The sequence below is a fragment of the Alteromonas sp. MTD1 genome (assembly GCF_042848195.1).
GTDB lineage: Bacteria > Pseudomonadota > Gammaproteobacteria > Enterobacterales > Alteromonadaceae > Alteromonas.
The window spans coordinates 97,007-115,573 of sequence record NZ_BTGG01000002.1 but is presented as its reverse complement, the minus strand read 5'-3'; the positions used below and the strand labels follow the sequence as shown (position 1 = coordinate 115,573).

The following is an 18,567-nucleotide window of genomic DNA, read 5'->3' as shown; positions in this document are numbered from 1 at the left end:
GCGCTTACACAGATAATTTAACATTTAATACAAAAATAGCAAACAGAGGTTACTCGTGGACACGCCAGCGCAGCCAAACAATACGGTAGCGGAAAATGCTACAGCGAACGGTGGATACCGCTTTGCACTTATCTCTCTTACCACGCTGTTTTTCATGTGGGGGTTCATAACCTGCCTGAACGACATTTTAATTCCCTACTTGAAAGGGGCTTTCAATCTTAGTTTCACACAAGCAATGCTTATCCAGTTTTGCTTCTTCAGTGCCTATTTCATTGTGTCTCTGCCAGCTGGAATGGTGGTGTCGCGCATTGGCTATCAAAAGGGTATTGTTGTTGGATTAGGGATAGCGTGTTTAGGCTGTGTATTGTTTTATCCTGCAGCGGAAAGTCAGATATATGGGGTATTTTTGTTAGCCCTATTTGTATTGGCATCGGGCATCACTATTCTACAAGTTTCTGCTAATCCATATGTTACCGCGCTAGGCAATCCAAAGACGGCATCATCACGTCTTACTATGACTCAGGCCTTTAACTCATTAGGCACTACGGTTGCACCATTCTTCGGTTCTTACCTGATGTACGGTGCAGCTGGCGAGCATAGCGCCGCCACAGCGTCAGCCTCAGACGTACAAGTGCCGTACCTTATTCTTGCCGCTGCATTGTTAATGCTTGCCCTAGTGTTTTTGTATTTAAAACTACCTTCGCTTAATCACACAAACAGCAACCCAAGCTTATTTAAAGGTGGTGCATGGCAACAGAAGCATCTAGTGCTGGGTGCGGTTGGTATATTTATGTATGTAGGCGCCGAAGTTGCTATTGGTAGTATGCTAGTTAATTACCTAGCAACCCCAAGCGTTGCGGGCCTTTCCGAGGCAAGCGCATCAAAGCTGCTAGCGTATTACTGGGGTGGAGCCATGGTGGGTCGCTTTATTGGTGCATTGGTAATGCAAAAAGTATCGGGCGGTACTGTACTGGCATTTAATGCGGTAATGGCTATTGCATTAATACTGCTATCAATTTCAAGTTCTGGCGATGTGGCGCTTTACAGTGTGCTTGGTGTGGGTTTATTCAATTCCATCATGTTCCCAACTATTTTCAGCCTAGCGCTACAGCAATTAGGAAAAGACACGCCACAGGGCTCTGGAATTCTATGTCTTGCTATTGTAGGCGGTGCCATTATCCCGCTTTTCCAAGGCATGCTCGCTGACGCAGTAGGCGTTACGCTGTCATTTTTGCTACCCGCTTCATGCTACGTTTTCATTGCCTATTATGGATTAGTGGGAAGCCGTGTATCTGAAACTACTTTAATTGAGGAATAACAATGCGAAAAACGACTCTCGCTAACGTTGTTGCTAGCACCGTTCTCAGCTTGGCTGGTGGTGTTTTGCTTACAGGTTGTTCGTTTGAAGATAACACTGCAGCAAGTGTTAGTGAAAAAAACGCCACTGCGCCAAGCACTAAAGCAGCGCAAATTTGGCCGAAGCTTGATATCGAAGTTAAACGCGATGAAGCAGTTGAAGCTAAAGTTTCAGACATCATGTCATCAATGACACTGGAGCAAAAGGTAGCGCAAATGATTCAGCCTGAGATTCGCAATATTTCAGTTGAGGATATGCGTAAATACGGATTTGGCTCTTACCTTAATGGTGGTGGTGCATTTCCCAATAACGACAAACATGCAACCCCAGACGATTGGGTAGCACTGGCTGAATCGCTTTATCAGGCCTCGGTTGATGACAGTTTAGATGGTTCAACAATTCCCACCATGTGGGGTACAGATGCGGTACACGGTCACAATAATGTGATTGGTGCCACGCTGTTTCCCCACAATATCGGGTTGGGTGCGACTAATAACCCAGCATTAATGGAAGAGATTGCACACATTACTGCCAAAGAAGTAATGGCAACAGGTATCGACTGGGTATTTGCGCCTACCGTTGCAGTGGTACGTGATGACCGTTGGGGCAGAACTTACGAAAGCTATTCAGAAGACCCTGCTATAGTGCGCGAGTATGCTGCATCGGTGGTAAGAGGGCTTCAGGGTGCTGCAGATAAAGACTTTTTAGGCGACCAGCGTGTAATTAGCACGGTAAAGCACTTCGTGGGCGATGGTGGCACTGTTGGTGGTGACGATCAGGGCGACAATATTGCAAGTGAACAAGCGCTGTTTGATATTCATGCACAAGGATATGTAGGCGGCCTTACGGTTGGTGCACAATCTGTTATGGCATCGTTTAATAGTTGGAATGGTGAAAAGTTACACGGCCATAAATATTTGCTAACCGATGTATTGAAAGATCAAATGGGGTTTGATGGCTTTGTTGTTGGTGACTGGAACGGCCACGGGCAAGTAAAAGGGTGTAATAACAACGACTGTGCACAAGCTATTAATGCTGGACTAGATATTTTCATGGTGCCAAGCGACTGGAAAGTATTGTACGACACCACTATTTCACAAGTGAAAGAAGGGGCCATTAGTATGGCTCGTATCGACGATGCTGTACGCCGAATTTTGCGTGTAAAAGTGCGTGCAGGCCTGTTCGATAAACCAAGCCCAGCAAATAGACCACTCTCTGGTGACCGCTCATTAATTGGCAAAGACAGTCATCGTGAAGTGGCGAAACAAGCAGTACGCGAGTCGTTAGTGCTGTTGAAAAACAAAGATAAAATACTGCCTTTAGACGCGAGTAAACGCATTTTGGTGGCGGGTGATGCTGCAGACAATATTGGAAAGCAGTCGGGTGGCTGGACGATAACGTGGCAAGGTACCAATAACACGAATGAAGATTTTCCTGGTGGAACGTCTATATTCGATGGCATACAGAGCTTAGCCGAACAGCAGGGCGGCGAAGCTGTGCTTTCTATTGATGGTGAGTTTGAAACCAAGCCAGACGTAGCAATTGTAGTGTTTGGAGAAGAGCCATATGCCGAAGGACATGGCGATCGAGAAACGCTCATCTATCAGCATGGTAGTAAGCGTGATCTTGCGCTGCTTAAAAAGCTAAAAGCACAAGGCATTCCTGTTGTCTCTGTATTCATTAGCGGGCGCCCGATGTGGGTAAACGCAGAACTGAATGCGTCTGACGCCTTTGTAGCTGCATGGTTGCCTGGCTCTGAAGGGGCTGCGGTAGCCGATGTGATTTTTGGCAAACAAGACTTTAAAGGAAAACTTCCATTTTCGTGGCCTGCATCACCGCAGCAAATTGTAAATATAGGTGATGAAGAATACGCGCCACTGTTACCTTATGGCTTTGGTTTAACTTTCGATGATAACGATGTACTGAGTGATACATTAAGTACCAAAGTCGAGGTAAGCAGTGAATCTCAAGAGCCTATGTCTATTCTTAAAGGAGCCGTACAGGCACCTTGGGAGCTGTGGCTGTACTCTGGTGACAAATCACTATCTGTAAATGCGAGCACGCATACTATTGGCGCCATTTCTTATCGCACAGTTGATAAAGAAGTACAGGAAGATGCGCGAAAAGTGAGTTTCGATGGAAGCGAGTTCGCTGCTATGCGTTTTGCAAGCAAAAGCTTCTTCCGCGAAGACCTCAGCGCACAGCTTCTTAACAACGCAGCATTAACGTTTATCGTTAACCGTCATTCAGACATAAGTTCGCCAGTTACTATCGGTATGAACTGTGAGGGTGAAGGCGATGTGGCCGGCAGTTGCTCAACACAAATTGATATAAGCAGTAAGCTTATGGCGATGCCAATCGACACTTGGTCTACTATCAGCATTGACTTGCAGTGTTTCGTGGATGCGGGAATTGACTTTACCGGTCTTGTAGTACCGTTCGAACTTGGCAGTGCAGGCAAAGCAAGCTTGAGTGTTGCAGATATTCAATTTACACCGGAAAGTGCCAAGGAAGCTGATATATCCTGTCAGTAGTGACTATGACGTTTAAAAAGCCCTTTCCGTTGAGTTAGGGCTTTTTTTTGCGATGAACGCGACAAACTATACGCTCAGATTGACATTTTTTCATTTTTATATAGATTAATCGCCGCCAAGGTTTTGGCAGTAACAAACTAGGGATATATAAAAATGAAAAAAATTGCGCTACTTGCAGCAATTGCAATGATGACATCTGGTTGTGCCAGTGTCATGACATCAGAGAACCAATCAATTAACGTTACCACAAGTAACAACAAGCCTGCAGAAGTAACTGTTGACGATAAAACAGTGACAGCACCTGGTATGGTTGTGGTTCTTCGTGACGGTAAAGACAAAGTAGTACGCACAAAAGCGGAAGGCTGTGACACTGCTACACCAATTAAAAAGTCTATAACACCTGTTTTCTTTGGTAATATCGTAATTGGTGGCCTACTTGGCTCTACCACTGACGGCGTTACCGGTAAAATGTGGGATTATGCTGACAACGTAGAAGTTCAGTGCGCGCAATAAGCTAACATGAATTACGTAGTAAAAAGCTGGCTTTTGCCAGCTTTCTTTTTTTTGGCACTTCTTGCGGGTAATAGCAGCGCGGAAAGCGTAGAAGCCGATGAAACTATGCGTGAGCGTATAGCGTCGAAACCGCAATGGCATGCTCTTTTGCATGTAAAAGGTCAAGAATCGGCAATATCAGACCCTAAATTTACCTTATCAGCACCACACTTCTCACCACGCGCTGAACTTGATGCACTGATAGCCTATGTTAATGCGTCTGAGAGTGAAGCCACTTGTCGATTTCCTGCTCGCGTGTATTGGCTGAAAAAGCAGTTGAATAATAGTACAAAACACCTTGATGTAAGCGAATGTGCTGAACTCAATAAATATATAAATCACGTTCCTTTTGACTCGGTTGAAATCATTTTTGCCTCAGAAGTGTTGTCCTCAGCCTCGAGTATGATGGGGCATGTGTTTCTTAAAGCGAAAGGTGAAAATTACAGAAGAAATGAAGTTTCACACGCGCTTTCCTTCTTTACCGAATATGACACCTTTAACCCTTTTTCAATTATCTACAACGGGCTAGTAAAGGGAATGCCGGGCTTCTTTATTGTGAGGCCTTATGAAAAAGAGCTTGTACGATATTTAAATACCGAAGGCAGGAATGTATTCGAATATACCCTTTCCCTTGATGAAGATGCTAGACAGCTCCTGCAGCTTCACCTATGGGAACTAAAAGACATTGATATTACCTATCTCTTTCAAAGCTATAACTGTGCAACGCTTACCCTGTATCTATTAGGCATAGTTCAGCCGGAAATAAAAGTAGAAGAAACGCTATTCGTAACTCCTGCAGATGTGGTTAAAGCAGCCGCTAAGGTGCAATTAATTGCGCAATCGAAGGTGAATTTAGCCAACGAATGGGCAGTAGCAGCACTAGAGCTACAGCTAGGTACACGTAAAGTTAACAAGTTAAAGCGTATGCTTTCAGAAAGGAAAAGTACTGACTATGGCCGGTTTGAGGCGTTAACTCCGCTGGAGCTTGAGTATGTGAAGCGGTTAATCGCAATAGAACAAAAGATGACGCCATCGGATTCTTATAAGTACGGCGACTTTGATAAGCTTCTAGATAGGCATGAGCAGTTTCAACTTAACAGAAAAACAGCGAAAAACCCGCTTGATACAGTGCAAGACAGTGCTTTAAGTATAGGGGTTGAGCGGTTTAATCAGTCCGAAAGAGCGGTGCTATCCTTCTTACCAGCTTCGCACTACTTGAGAACATCAGAGCCACAATTTTTCAACGAATCAGAGCTACGTATTGCTGAAACACAGCTGTCGGTAAACACACAGTCTGGCAATGTGCGCTTGGACCGCTTTACACTTTATGCGTTCGAATCATATATGCCGTCAACGCAAAGCTTACCAAGGTGGTCTGGTACGTTATTTATTGGCTACCAACAAGCATTTGACGATGCGCTAAATGACGAAGGCTTTTTCTCATTAGAAGGCGGCCTGGGCAAAAGTTTAAGGCTTCATCGCGATGTTATTGGTTACGGAACCGCTGAGGCAGGTTTTGGCACCAGACTGAGCGAAGACATCGTATATGGCCGCTTAAATGCCGGGTTGTTTGTTAATTTAGCCTGGCAATCGTCACTTCGATTTGAAGCGTCGGTGACAGTTTCAGACAGGGTACGAAAACCGCTAAACCACTTTGTAGCTGAATTATCTGCTCAGCCAAACAATGAATATGGCGTTTATGTAAGACTTGAGCATTTCGATAGCGGCGTAAACAAAGAAGTAAGAGCAAGAGCCGGATTTGACTGGTATTTTTAAATAAAAAAGCCGCTTTTAAAAGCGGCTTTTTACTCACACGATAAACAGAAATTAGAACGTGTATCTAGCACCTAGCGTGTAACGAGGACCGTATTGACGAGCAAACAGGAACTGCTCTTCAAAGCGACCGTAGCCACGCTCGGTTTCGTCGTTAATGTTAATACCTTCTAAGAATACCGTTAGGTGTTCGTTTACGTCGTAGTTGATGCTTGCATCAACCTGACCAAAGGTATCGAACTGCGTTGCTGGGTTGTCTGATGAGCCCTGTGCTTGACCAATACCAACCACGTAGTCAGAACGCCATGCGTAGGTTACTTTTACAGATAGCCCTTCTTTTTCATAAAACACTTGGAAGTTTGCAGAGTCGCTAATACCTACAAGCGGATCCTGCTCTTCAAGGTTATATGGGTCGTATTCTACGTCACCGTCAACCAATGTTGCGTTAGCTCCAAAACCGAAGCCTGTGTCACCAAAGGTATGCTGAATAGCAAGCTCAATACCTTCAACCGTTTTCGAGTCGCTAGAATTACCTGGTTGTGTGGTACGCCATGTAATTAGCGGGTCGTTAGCATCAGGCGTTACAACACCGTTCTCGTCAGCATAGCCGTTGTTTACGAAGTAGTCGTAAATAGCGCTGTCTGTAGCTTGTTCACCAGACGCTTCAATAGCACTTACTGCCTCATTCCAACGAGGGCCTTGATAGATATCACGCAGTCCTTCGAACTGACGATCTTGACCTGTTGTAGTGATGTAGTTTTCAACTGACTTTCTAAATAGGCCAATTGCCGCAAAGCTTGCTTCGTCGTAATACCATTCTAATGAAAGGTCGATATTCGATGACTCAAACGGCAGTAAGCTTGTGTTACCCGCAGAAGCAGTACGCGCGCCAATTTTAGGGCTACCGCTGAAAGACAAGCCGCCCTGTAGTAGGCCAATTGGGGCACGTGTAATTGATTTACCCCATGAGAAGCGTGCAACTACGTCGTCGGTCACATCGACTTTCACGTCAAACATTGGTAATAGAACATCGTACTCACCAGTGAAATCTTGCAACTGAAGCTCGTCTTCGAACTGCGTGATCCACTCAGACGCCGCTACCCAGTTTACTTGAGTAGGGACGCGTACTTCGGCAGAGCTAGGTACTTCAGTTTCTTCGTAACGAACACCAGCATTGATTTGTACAAAGTAATCGCCAAGCTCGAAGTCCCACTCGGTTTGCACGTAAATAGAGTCTGTAATTTCCTCTACATTGCTCACCGATGGCGCGCCCATAAAGAACGGGTCGATTGAGTAAGCATTGCCTTCGCCTACTACATCAGCCGTGATGTTTTGTAGCTGTCTTGCAATAGCTTCATCAAAGTTGAACGTGTAGTAGTAACCTGGGTTCATGCCAGCACCGCCGCCATCAAACGCGTCTAGGAAACCTGACGTGTCGTTACGCACAAACATGCTGTCTGGGAATATTTGCGTAAATGACGGGTTGAAGCCCGGGCCGCCACGCAATCCACTCCACGCTGTAAAGCCAGATAGCGCCTGCTCTGTGCGTGCATAACCAAAATCAACTTTAACAAGTGGAATATCGAACGTATCGTTGTACCAGGTTCCGTCTAGCTGAAGCTGCTCAATGTCAGAACGACCAGGAGAATAGATAAACTGACTGAAGTTTGAATCAATTTCACTTGGCAGAATTTCGTTGGTGCCATTGTTCCAGTTTACGAAAACCTGTGGAATTTCACCGTCACGGTAGTCATAAATTTTTGATTCAAGCTGGTTTGAACCAAGAATGATTTGACCTGCGCTGCCTAAGCCTTCGTCAAAGCCATTATCAATTTCGTTGTATGAGTCATGGTAATCAAGGCTTACATGCCAGTTGTCGTTGATTGCCCAATCGAAGTTCACACCTAGCGAGCGCGCGTCAACACGGGTTGTATTACGACTAGCGGTAAATGAGCCATCATCGCCACTGATATCTGCAAAAACAGCTGTACCGTTCTCGTCTAACTCGTAAGCATTGATGTTGGCACCGAAGTTGTTCCAAATACCCCAGCCCACAGAGTTCGTGCCAGTGGTGGCGCGTGATGCTGTGTAGTCAACGGTAGCAGTAAATTCGTCAACTGGACGAAACTGTAGCGTTACCTGAGCATTTTGACGCTCACGCTGAACATCGTTAATGCCATAGTTCATGTCTTTCGGGAAGAATGCGGCGTTGGTAATATTCGTACGGTTGTCTACAACATTCGATGGATCAAGGTCTGGAAGCGCATCATTTTCTTGTAGCTGCCAACCTTGAATATTTGCCGATTGTTGCTGGAAATCACGCTCTTGATGCGAGAATGAAACGCCAAAGCCAAACATATCGTCTGCAAACGTGTTGCTGTAAACACCAGCAATTTCCGGTGTTACGTCATCGCCTTCTTCAACCGAGGTATCGTGAATGCCTTTAACCGATATCGTGGCGTTTTGTCCTGGCTGAGACAATGGCTTCATAGTAATGATGTTTACCGTTGCACCTAAGCCACCGCTTGGGTTTTCAGCACGCGCTGTCTTTTGCAGTTCTAGCGTGTTCACACCTTCAGAAGAGAGGTTTGCAAGGTCGAAAGAACGTGTAAAGCCTGTGCCCGGCATTTGACGGCCGTTAAGCGTTACAAGGTTAAACTCTGGGCCAAAACCACGTACAGTGATTTGGCTACCTTCACCGTTGTTACGGCTAATGGTTACACCGGTAATACGCTGAAGTGCTTCAGCTAAGTTCGTATCTGGAAACTTACCTAACTCTTCTGCTGATATGGCGTCTACCACACCGTTAGAGCTGCGCTTCAAGTCCATCGAACGCATTACGCTTCCGCGAATACCGCTTACTTGAATAACTTCTACTTCGTCATCAGACGGCGTAGCGGTTTCGGCTTCTTGTGCGTAGGTAGGTAGCACAAGCGATGAGCCCATTAACAAAGCCATCGATGTGGCAAGCTGGGTCTTTTTAAAAGTTGTGTGTTTCATAATTGCCCTACTGTTTCAAATCAATGAAAGGCTGCCGCTGTTTTTACGGCGACAGCTTCTTTGTTATTGCGCTGCAATTTCTACGTTATCTACGCGATAAACCGCACCGTTACCTTGCCCCCATGCTGGAAACATCATAATTACGTTAATCGCGCTGACATCCAGACCCGCATCAAAAAGGGTTTGTAGTGGGAATGTGTAGGTTTGCCACTCGCCTTGAACTGGATCTGCGCCTTCCAGACTTGCTGAAATAGGTAGTTCAACAGCGGTTGATGCGTTAATTGATTCAATCTTGAATAACCACGGCGCAGATGCATCGTTTGGCATTGAACTTACTTTCATTTCAAAGCGCACTACACCATTGGCAAGCAATGCAGACGCATCATAAGAGTGACCGTCATCAGCAATAATGCCCATTACCGTTGGCGCTTCACCGATGCGGAACTCTGCAACAGTGCCATGCTCAGCGTCGTCAATTTCTTCTGTTGGTGTTGAACCACCACAGCAATCCCAAATGCGCCATTGGTCAGCAGCTGTATCTGCGAACAATGTGATACCGCCTGCTGGTGCTTCAGCGCCGCTGTCTGGGTGGTAAAACTTAACGTTATCTAAACGGTAAACTGCGCCTTCACCTGTGCCCCAAGCTGGGAATACCATGATGACGTCGATAGCACTTACATCTAAGCCTCGAGCCTGTAAATCAGAAATTGGGAAAGTGTACGTTTGCCATTCGCCTTCAACAGGTGCTTGACCTTCTACGCTCTCTGCTAGAGGAAGCTCTACCGCTGTTGCAGCGTCATTTGATTCAATTTTGAATAACCATGTAGAGTCGGCATTCGCTGGTGCATTAACTACGCGCATATCGAATTGAAGCAGGCCGCCGTCAGTTAGTGCTGTTGCGTCAAACGGAGTATCACCACCACCTGCAGCAGGACGTGTGATAAAGCCCATTACCGTTGGTGCTTCGCCAATACGGAACTCTGCTGTTAAACCGTGTTCTTCGTCATCCATTTCTTCAGTTGGCGTTGAACCACCACAGCAGTCCCACATAGGCCAGTCTGGGTTTTGACCTTCTTCAAAAATAACCAGTTCAGGGTAGGTTACGCCGCCTTCTTGGGAAATCTCAACATTTGCCATGCGATACACCGCGCCGTTACCTGTATCCCAAAGTGGGAACACCATGATTACGTCAATGGCACTAGTATCAAGGCCAGCTTCAGCAAGCGTGCTAAGAGGGAATTCGTAAGACTCCCATACGCCTTGCTCTGGTGTTGTACCTGCACTTGCAGCTGGTCCAACATAGCCATCCATTAATGGAAGTTCAGCAAAGGTACTGCCTTCAGAGCTTTCAATCTTAAATAACCATGCCGTTTCAGTGTTGTTAGGCAGTGAGGTTACTTTCAAGTCAAATTTAACGCTGCCTGTTTCTTCAATAGGTGATGCGTCAAATGGTGATGCTTCGCCCGCAGGGTCAGTGATAAACTGTGAACGACTGATAAAGCCCATAACAGTAGGCGCTTCGCCAAAGGTGAACTCGTATACTTGCCCTTCGTCTGCATCTTCAACCAGTGCAGGTGTTGAACCACCGCAGCAGTCCCATGCAGGCCAGTTAGGGTTTGGTGTACCGTCAAAAATAGTTAGGTTCTGTGGAATACCCGTTGATGGTGGTGTTGGAATAGGTGCAGCACCTTCAACAAGCGCGTCTTCCAGTGAGTCATAACCTGGACGTATTGTTTCACAGCCTTTTCCTGTGTCAGGATCAGATGCACATTCATACACGCGAACGTAGTCGATTTCGTAGGTTTGACCTTCTGCAAACGCTGCCGCATCAATACCTGTGTCGTTTACAGCTTCAGGCCATGCACCGCCTACAGCAAAGTTTAAGATTAGGTAGAACTCTTGATCGAAAGGCGCATTGTCCCAGTGAGTAGTTAGCTCGCCCGTACCTTGTTCATAATATTCAGCATACCAACCGCGGTGTGACAAACCTGTCGCATCACCATTCGCATTAGTGCGCACTTCTGAGCGACGTTGTGTGGCATATAAGTAACCGTCCATGTACCAGCGAATTTCACCTTCTTGCCACTCAATAGCATAAGTGTGGAAGTCATCAGCTGGGTTAGCACCATCAGGTAATGCATAGGCTTGACCAGAGCTATCGTTGTTTGGCCACTCTTGGCCGTAGTGCAACGTACCGTAGATGTGGTTTTCTTGACCGCCCTCTAAGGTAGATGCTTTAAGGTTTACTGCTTCAACAATGTCAATCTCACCAGAGCGAGGCCAGCCACCATATACTTCGTCAGTTGGCATCATCCAAAATGCTGGCCAGCTACCTTGTCCTGACGGCATTTTTGCACGCATTTCTACACGGCCATATTTAAAGTCGGCTTTATAACGCGTATTTAAGCGCGCTGAGGTATAAGGCTTTGGTGCACCTTCTTCAGCAGGAAGTGCAACAATTTTTAGGGTACCGTCTGAAACAAAAGAGTTGTCGGCGCTGTCGGTATAGCACTGTGCTTCGTTATTACCGCCGCCTTCACAGTTAACTTCATGGGTCCAGTTATCATCATCGATACTGGTGCCATCGAATTCGTCACCCCATACAAGCTGCCAGTCGCTGACGGGCACGGATGCATCTACCGCTGCGATATTGGTAGAGGTTTCAGCTCCACCACCGCAACCAAAAAGTGTTGTGACTGATATCGCAGCTGCTATCTGCGAAAGTTGAGTTACTTTTTTAGTCATTATTCTCAGCCTTGGTCCAAAATATGAGCAAAAATTGAGTTCATTACGTTGCGGCGATAGCCACTTCAACATTGAGTGTAAGCGCTTACAATTGCGGTCAAATAAAAAGGGCTAATTGAAAGCGCTTACATTACATTAAGCGAGTGTAATGTAAAGGTCAATAGTGTTACCAGAAAATTAACATTTAGTATGAGGAAGGCGTAGATAAAATATTCACCGGGATATTATTTTTATTGGCTTAGGTCAAAGGTTTATTGTGTGAAACATTTTTTTAAATTTTATGTTTACGCTATTTTTACATTTTCCAAGCAAGTTCAGTTTGCATATTTTCAAAACAAAAAAGGGTAGCTAAAACGAAACGTTGCTTAATACCAGTGCTATTCCACTACAGGCAAGAGTGATGAGTGCCAATGCTCTTATCCACAATGGGTTAATATACGTGGAAAGTCTTCTTGCAAACCGTGTCACTAATAAAACAAATGGCACCCCTGCACAGCAAAATAGTAATGTTTCATAGTGCGGTAATGTTCCAAAAGGTACGAGAACTAGCCTTACCAAAGCAGTTGTTGAAAAAACCGCGAGAAGAGTGATCCTTATTTCATCTACTGGCCAGTTTTGCCTGTAGCATTGATAAACAATTGGTGGGCCAAACGTAGAAAATAGTCCACCAAGGACACCGCCCAAAGCTCCGGCAATTACAAATCCACGACGGCGCTTGGAAGGGGGGGCAAGAGTACGCTTCATCATTAACAGCGCGCAGCAGGCTAGAATACACACTCCCAGTACGACTTTCAGGAAGTCACTTTGTGAACTAGATAGATATTCAAGTAAAGCAAATCCAATGACTAGCGTTGGAAGCCCCGCCAACAAGATATATTTGTATGCCATTCGATTGACTTGATGAGCATTTTTAAAAACCAAACTTGCCGCGTTAAATAAACTTAAAAAGCTTACCAAAAACGTAGTAGCAGTTAATGGCATTATGCTAAATAACGTAAAGCTTGAAACAACGAAAAGGCCGAATCCAAAACCACTTAACGTTTGAAGTAACGTTGCCAGGCCAAGCAAAACAAAAACCATTAAAAGTGTGTTGATGTCCATGTGGGGGTCCAACGCCTGAATATACTGCAGAGAATAAGAACAACGCTTTCATAATACCTTAATGTCTCATTAAAAAATACGGCACGTATATTTAGTCAAAATGTTACATCAGTTTTTACTCGCGCTGCCGATACCCTTTAAATGCGCTACTTCAGGCTAATAGCATAAAGCTGTATATGTCTGATATTCTTGCGTAATTATTTTTAGAACAAAAATCTCGGTAAGAAACTATGTTTGTATCTCGCAGTAAATATGAAGATAAGGTGGCTGAAGCTCGCCTTTTAGAGACACGTGTGCAAGACGCTTTAGATAAAGTGGCGCTGCTTGAGGCAGAAAATGCCGAGTTAGTTGCATCTTTAGAGCAAGCAGAAGCAAAGCCGTCGTCAAATGAATCGGTGCTAATGAAATGCGTTGTTGACGCCTTAAACCAAATGGCGGGCATCAGAGAATCAGTATTAGATACTTATCAGCGAATTGATAACGAAAATCAGTCAGTCGCTAACATTAACGAGCTGTTCACTAACTCTGCTGCAACACTAAAGAAGATTGTAAGCGATATGAGCGGCTTAAATGTGCAAATGGGCAGCATGAGCGAGCGTATATCGGGTCTATCCACAACTGCCGATAACATCAATAAATTCGTTACTACAATTACCAGTATTTCAGACCAAACCAACCTGCTTGCTCTTAATGCCGCTATTGAAGCAGCACGAGCTGGTGACGCTGGTCGTGGTTTTAGTGTTGTTGCGGATGAAGTTCGTGCGCTGGCAACGGAAACCAACAAGTCGGCTACCGAAGTATCGGAGCTAGTAAACGGAATTATTCAGTCGACTTCAAAAGCGGTGTCAGGTGTAAATGAACTTCGTGGTAACAACGAACAGTTAGAAGCTGGTATTGAGCAGTTAAATAGTAGCTATGAAACCATGGTTCAGCATTGTGACAGTATGAGAGCTACTATTAGCGACAGCGCACTAAGCACCTTCATTCAAACCGTTAAGCTTGATCACGTTGTGTGGAAAGCCGATGTTTACGCTGTGCTTAGTGGTCGCAGTAATACGTCAGCGTCAGATTTTACCGACCACACAAGTTCTAGACTCGGAATGTGGTACAGAGAAAACACCAGCCAGGCCATTGGCCAAACCGCCAGCTTTAGAGAGCTAGAGACGCCGATGGTTGCTATGCATAGAAACGGTATTGATGCTGTTGCAGCAAAGCAAAATGGCGATGTTGCATTAGCAGAAACAAAACTTGTTGCGATGGAACAGGCCAGTGAACGATTACTGTCCTTGTTAGACCGTTTGGCTTCTTAAGCCTACCTGCCATTTTAGATGAAAAAGCGGTCGACATGTTCGACCGTTTTTCATATAGCAATAAACTAAAGTATAAAGTGCTTGATATAAGTCTCTGAAAAAATGTAATGTTTTCCAAATTTTTGATTTGACTAGACGTAGTCGTATTTTGATCTAGTCTTAAATAAAAGAATAAGTTCAGTTTTAACGGAACAGACTTCACTGGACGGAGAACGCGTACAATGAGAAATAACCAGCCTGTTACTCAAAAAGAGTACAAATTTCCCTCTCACCATAGGCTTATTTCTTCAACAGACAAACGCGGTGTTATCAAACATTGCAATAAAGAGTTTATTGAAGCGAGTGGGTTCAGCCGCGAAGAGTTAATAGGTAAAAACCATAATCTTATTCGCCACCCAGATATGCCTGCGCCTGTTTTTAAAGAAATGTGGAGAACATTGGAGTCGGGGCAATGTTGGCTTGGGCTTGTAAAAAACAGAAGGAAAAATGGCGACCATTATTGGGTATCTGCATTTGTAACACCTGTTTACGAAGGTACAACAATATCTGGCTACGAGTCGGTACGTGTACCGGCACTCCCTGACGAAATTGCACGCGCTTCTTCTATTTATGAAAGAATGCAGGCTGGAAAGTCGGCGATTGGTGCTACTAAGCGTTTCACGCAAACAGCTGGAAGAGTCTGGCCGTCTTTACTTATTGGCCTTTTACTTGCCATTGTAATGGGGGTAATGACAGGCCTGGTGCCCAGTTTAATCACGCTCGTTGCAATTGGTGTGTTAACGGTTGCGCAAGACATGAAAAACCGTAGTGAGTGGAACGAGCTATTAAATCTAAGCCCTGAGAGCTATCACAATGAGGTTGTAGCACAGTCTTATTTCCCCGATGCCCCGCACTTGGCACAGGCTAAACTTGCTATGGGGTGCGAGTTAGCGAGAACGCGAACTGCATTAGCTCGCATTAAAGACGCCTCTGATGGTTTAGAGCATATTTCTAGCACAACCCACGAACAGGCAGAAAACACCAGTGCAGCGGTAGTTCAACAAAATCAGGCAACACAACAAATCGCATCAGCGGTTACGCAAATGAGCCAAGCTATTCAAGAGGTAGCTGAGCGTGTTGAAAGTAACGCTAAGAGTTCGCAAACGGCGGCTGAAAACGTAAATAGAGGAAACCAAAAAGCAGAAGAAGCCATGCAAGCCATTGTTTCTCTGCGCAAGGCGGTTGAGTCTATTTCTGAAACTGTTACTGAGCTGGCGCAGTCAACCAGTGATATCGGTGAAGCCGCTAACATCATTTCTACCATCGCGGAGCAAACCAATTTGTTGGCGCTTAACGCCGCCATTGAAGCTGCGAGAGCTGGAGAACAAGGACGTGGCTTTGCCGTGGTGGCAGATGAAGTGCGCACACTAGCATCGAAAACACGTGAATCTACGGACAAAATACACAATATCATTACCGAACTGGCCGAGCGCTCAGATCGCGCAGTACGCGTGTCGACAGAAGGGCTAGCGTCAGCGGAGCACGGCAGCGCTATTGTCGAAGAAACACGCGGGGCACTACTTGAAATAAACAACGCTGTAAAAGGTATTGCAGACGCTACTGTTGAAATGTCGTCAGCTGTAGAGCAGCAGAGTACGGTGGCTGAGCATATCAACAAACAGCTTGTTGAAGTGGCAGATGGCGCGGCTGAAACTCAGCGTTCATCGGAAGCATCGCTAGCCGCTAGTGATGATTTACGCCAAACTGTTAATCAAGTACACGAGCTAATTACTCGTTTTAGCACTAATAGGCGGGTGGGCGAATAGCTCCACCCACTTGCTAATCGTCACCACTCTTATTTCCTATCTGCCAGATAACCCAGAGTGAAGACCTCGTCTGTAGGCCGCTATCGCTGGAAATAGCGATACTAAATAGGTGGCAAACAGCATCAGAGCAATAATTATAAGGCTGCTTTTACCCAATAGCGCGCCACTTAAGAATATTCCGTATTCGCTGCTTAACCATGGTTTGATTAGCGCCATTATTGCAACAACCAACCCTACGCTAAGTGCCGTGCTTATTACTGCTAAAAGCATGGCTTCCAATTGAATAAGTAGCAGCAAGGTACCTGGACCTGCGCCAATAGAGCGCAACACTGCGATTTCTTGATATCGTTCTCGCATAGACGCTAGCAGCATGGTGGATAGGCCAATAAGTGCACAGGCCACAATAAGTGCTGAAAGCCCAAGTAGAAGTGCCTCTATATTACCCATAATTTGCCAAAGTTCAGCCAGCGTCATTCCGGGAAGAATAGCCATTAGCGGCGTGGTTTTATTTTGGTTTATACGATATTGAAGCTGCAAAGCCGTTACGCGGTTTTTAAGCCCGATCATCACTACGGAAACCTGTTCCGGAGTAAAGGCATTAACGTTGTAGTCTTCCAAGCTTTCTGTAGCATTTTCATGCTCATGCTCATGCTCATGCTCATGCTCATGCTCATGCTCATGCTCATGCTCATGCTCATGCTCATGCTCATGCTCATGCTCATGCTCATGCTCATGCTCATGCTCATGCTCGGATACGGGGTTTTGTATTGCGCTTGGGCGGGTAATGCCTGTAGAGGCACTGCCATGTCCCTGATGTGGACTATGCGCTTTCTCAAGGCCTTCTAATGTTACGTATACGGCTTTGTCTACGGGTGTCCCTGTTTTCTGCAATATGCCTGAAATTACAAAAGGGTGTTCATCGTGATTATTAAACGACACATTACCCAAGCCGTGGGAAATGATAATGCTATCACCTACTTTGTAGCCGAGGTCTGCGGCAATGTCGGCACCCACTACAGTAGCAAGTGGTGTATTGAACATTGCGCCGTTTTTAAAGGTTAGTGTTTGCTTATCACCGTACTTAAAGTGCGTAAAAAAAGCGTTTGTCGTGCCAACAACACGAAATCCTCGGTGGGTATCACCAAGAGAAAGTGGAATTATCCAATCTACTTGTCGATTATTTTTTAGCGCGGCTACGCTTTCCCATTCTATTCCTTTTGTTGGCGTCCCAATGTTGAACACTGAAGAAAGCAATAAGTTTAGCTGCCCGCTCGGCGCACCAACAATTAGATCAACGCCTGATACCGTTCTGGTAAAACTGCTTTTCACTTGCGTTCTTATAATGTCTACAGAAATTAATAAGCTAATACTAATGGTGATACTAATAAGCGTAAGCAGCGCCGTACTGCGTCTACGTTTTAAACTTTCAAGCGCAATACTGCCTAACATAATAACGTTCCCGTCGGCTGTGAATTGTTTGTGTCCGACAAGTCACTAATACTGAATGTAGTATCGAAGTGCGAGGCCATACCCATGTCGTGGCTTACAAAAATCATGGTGCTGTCTTTTGCAACGCTCTTAAGCAAAGTCATAAAGCTATCTCTTGCCGCGGTATCTAATGCTGATGTGGGTTCGTCAACTATCAATAGCTCGGGGTTATTAACTAGCGCTCTAGCAATAGCAACTCGCTGTTGTTGACCTATGCTCAGTGCATCAGCTTTTTGTTTTAATACCGATGTTGGAAGACGAAGCGCATCAATCAGTGTAAGCATGCGTTCGTACATTTCGGTAATGGATGCGCCTTTTTTAGCGAAATACACCGCTGCTTTAATGTTTTGCTCAACCGATAAATACGGAATAAGGTTGAATTGTTGGAATACCACACCGATATGCTGTGCACGAAATTTGTCTCGTTGACGTGGTGATAGCGAAGAGAAAGGCTTGTCTAACAAAGTGATATTACCGCTTGTAGGGTTTAACGTACCACTTAGAAGGTTAAGTAAGGTACTTTTACCACTGCCAGAAGGGCCCGATAAGAATACATGTTGATTACTAGGCACTTTCCATTGAGGTATAGAAAGTATGGGCGGGCTACCTTTAGTGTAACTGAACGTTAGTGCATCAATGTTTACCGCTAACGCTGGCGCTTTTTCATCTGTTTTGCTATTCGACACGTCTGCCCCTACCAAATTCATCACGCTTTTCATTCGTGTAGACCAAACAAAGTCTACTATAAGACTTTCGATTAGCCGTAACGTGTGCAACTCAACACTAAGATCAGCGCTTTGCTGATATCGACGTCGTTATGTTATCAAATAACTAATTGGAGCGGCATCTTATTTAAAAGTGACGTTTTATTTTGAGAAGAAACAGTTTGAATTGACGCTAGT

Annotated in this window: 11 protein-coding genes; 6 read left to right on the top strand and 5 right to left on the bottom strand. The window is 45.1% G+C overall.

What is annotated here, in order from left to right; genetic code table 11:
• Positions 1–55 precede the first annotated feature (55 nt).
• The 4 genes from ACGHAV_RS03135 to ACGHAV_RS03120 all read left to right on the top strand — a co-directional run bounded on the left by ACGHAV_RS03135 (position 56) and on the right by ACGHAV_RS03120 (position 6,219).
• Positions 56–1,318, top strand: a complete 1,263-nt coding sequence (locus ACGHAV_RS03135) for a sugar MFS transporter (protein WP_390376316.1) — start codon at positions 56–58, stop codon at positions 1,316–1,318.
• 2 nt (positions 1,319–1,320) lie between these two features.
• Complete coding sequence (locus tag ACGHAV_RS03130) at positions 1,321–3,891, top strand: exo 1,3/1,4-beta-D-glucan glucohydrolase (RefSeq protein ID WP_390376313.1); 2,571 nt, start codon at positions 1,321–1,323, stop codon at positions 3,889–3,891.
• A gap of 153 nt (positions 3,892–4,044) precedes the next feature.
• Positions 4,045–4,404, top strand: a complete 360-nt coding sequence (locus ACGHAV_RS03125; protein ID WP_334013905.1) for an adenosine deaminase — start codon at positions 4,045–4,047, stop codon at positions 4,402–4,404.
• A gap of 6 nt (positions 4,405–4,410) precedes the next feature.
• Positions 4,411–6,219 carry a DUF4105 domain-containing protein gene (locus ACGHAV_RS03120; protein ID WP_390376310.1) on the top strand — a complete coding sequence of 603 codons (1,809 nt, stop codon included), beginning with the start codon at positions 4,411–4,413 and terminating at the stop codon, positions 6,217–6,219.
• A gap of 51 nt (positions 6,220–6,270) precedes the next feature.
• Here ACGHAV_RS03120 and ACGHAV_RS03115 read toward each other — a convergent pair whose 3' ends face one another.
• From ACGHAV_RS03115 to ACGHAV_RS03105, 3 genes are all read right to left on the bottom strand, one after another.
• Positions 6,271–9,216 carry a TonB-dependent receptor gene (locus ACGHAV_RS03115; protein WP_390376307.1) on the bottom strand — a complete coding sequence of 982 codons (2,946 nt, stop codon included), beginning with the start codon at positions 9,214–9,216 and terminating at the stop codon, positions 6,271–6,273.
• A gap of 63 nt (positions 9,217–9,279) precedes the next feature.
• Positions 9,280–11,961, bottom strand: coding sequence for a family 16 glycosylhydrolase (locus ACGHAV_RS03110; RefSeq protein WP_390376304.1), 2,682 nt, complete (start codon positions 11,959–11,961; stop codon positions 9,280–9,282).
• A 348-nt stretch (positions 11,962–12,309) separates the two neighbouring features.
• Complete coding sequence (locus ACGHAV_RS03105; protein WP_390376301.1) at positions 12,310–13,062, bottom strand: sulfite exporter TauE/SafE family protein; 753 nt, start codon at positions 13,060–13,062, stop codon at positions 12,310–12,312.
• Positions 13,063–13,292: 230 nt separating this feature from the next.
• Here ACGHAV_RS03105 and ACGHAV_RS03100 point away from each other — a divergent pair, with 230 nt between their 5' ends.
• Positions 13,293–14,372 carry a methyl-accepting chemotaxis protein gene (locus ACGHAV_RS03100; protein WP_390376298.1) on the top strand — a complete coding sequence of 360 codons (1,080 nt, stop codon included), beginning with the start codon at positions 13,293–13,295 and terminating at the stop codon, positions 14,370–14,372.
• Between the two features lie 221 nt (positions 14,373–14,593).
• Positions 14,594–16,177 (top strand): methyl-accepting chemotaxis protein, encoded by a 1,584-nt coding sequence (locus ACGHAV_RS03095; RefSeq protein ID WP_390376295.1) that lies wholly within the window; start codon positions 14,594–14,596, stop codon positions 16,175–16,177.
• A 36-nt stretch (positions 16,178–16,213) separates the two neighbouring features.
• Here the strand turns inward: ACGHAV_RS03095 and ACGHAV_RS03090 are convergent, their stop codons facing one another.
• Positions 16,214–17,626 carry an ABC transporter permease gene (locus ACGHAV_RS03090; RefSeq protein ID WP_390376292.1) on the bottom strand — a complete coding sequence of 471 codons (1,413 nt, stop codon included), beginning with the start codon at positions 17,624–17,626 and terminating at the stop codon, positions 16,214–16,216.
• Positions 17,620–18,372 (bottom strand): ABC transporter ATP-binding protein, encoded by a 753-nt coding sequence (locus tag ACGHAV_RS03085; protein WP_390376982.1) that lies wholly within the window; start codon positions 18,370–18,372, stop codon positions 17,620–17,622. The genes ACGHAV_RS03090 and ACGHAV_RS03085 overlap by 7 nt, the downstream gene beginning before the upstream one ends.
• Between the last annotated feature and the right edge of the window lie 195 nt (positions 18,373–18,567).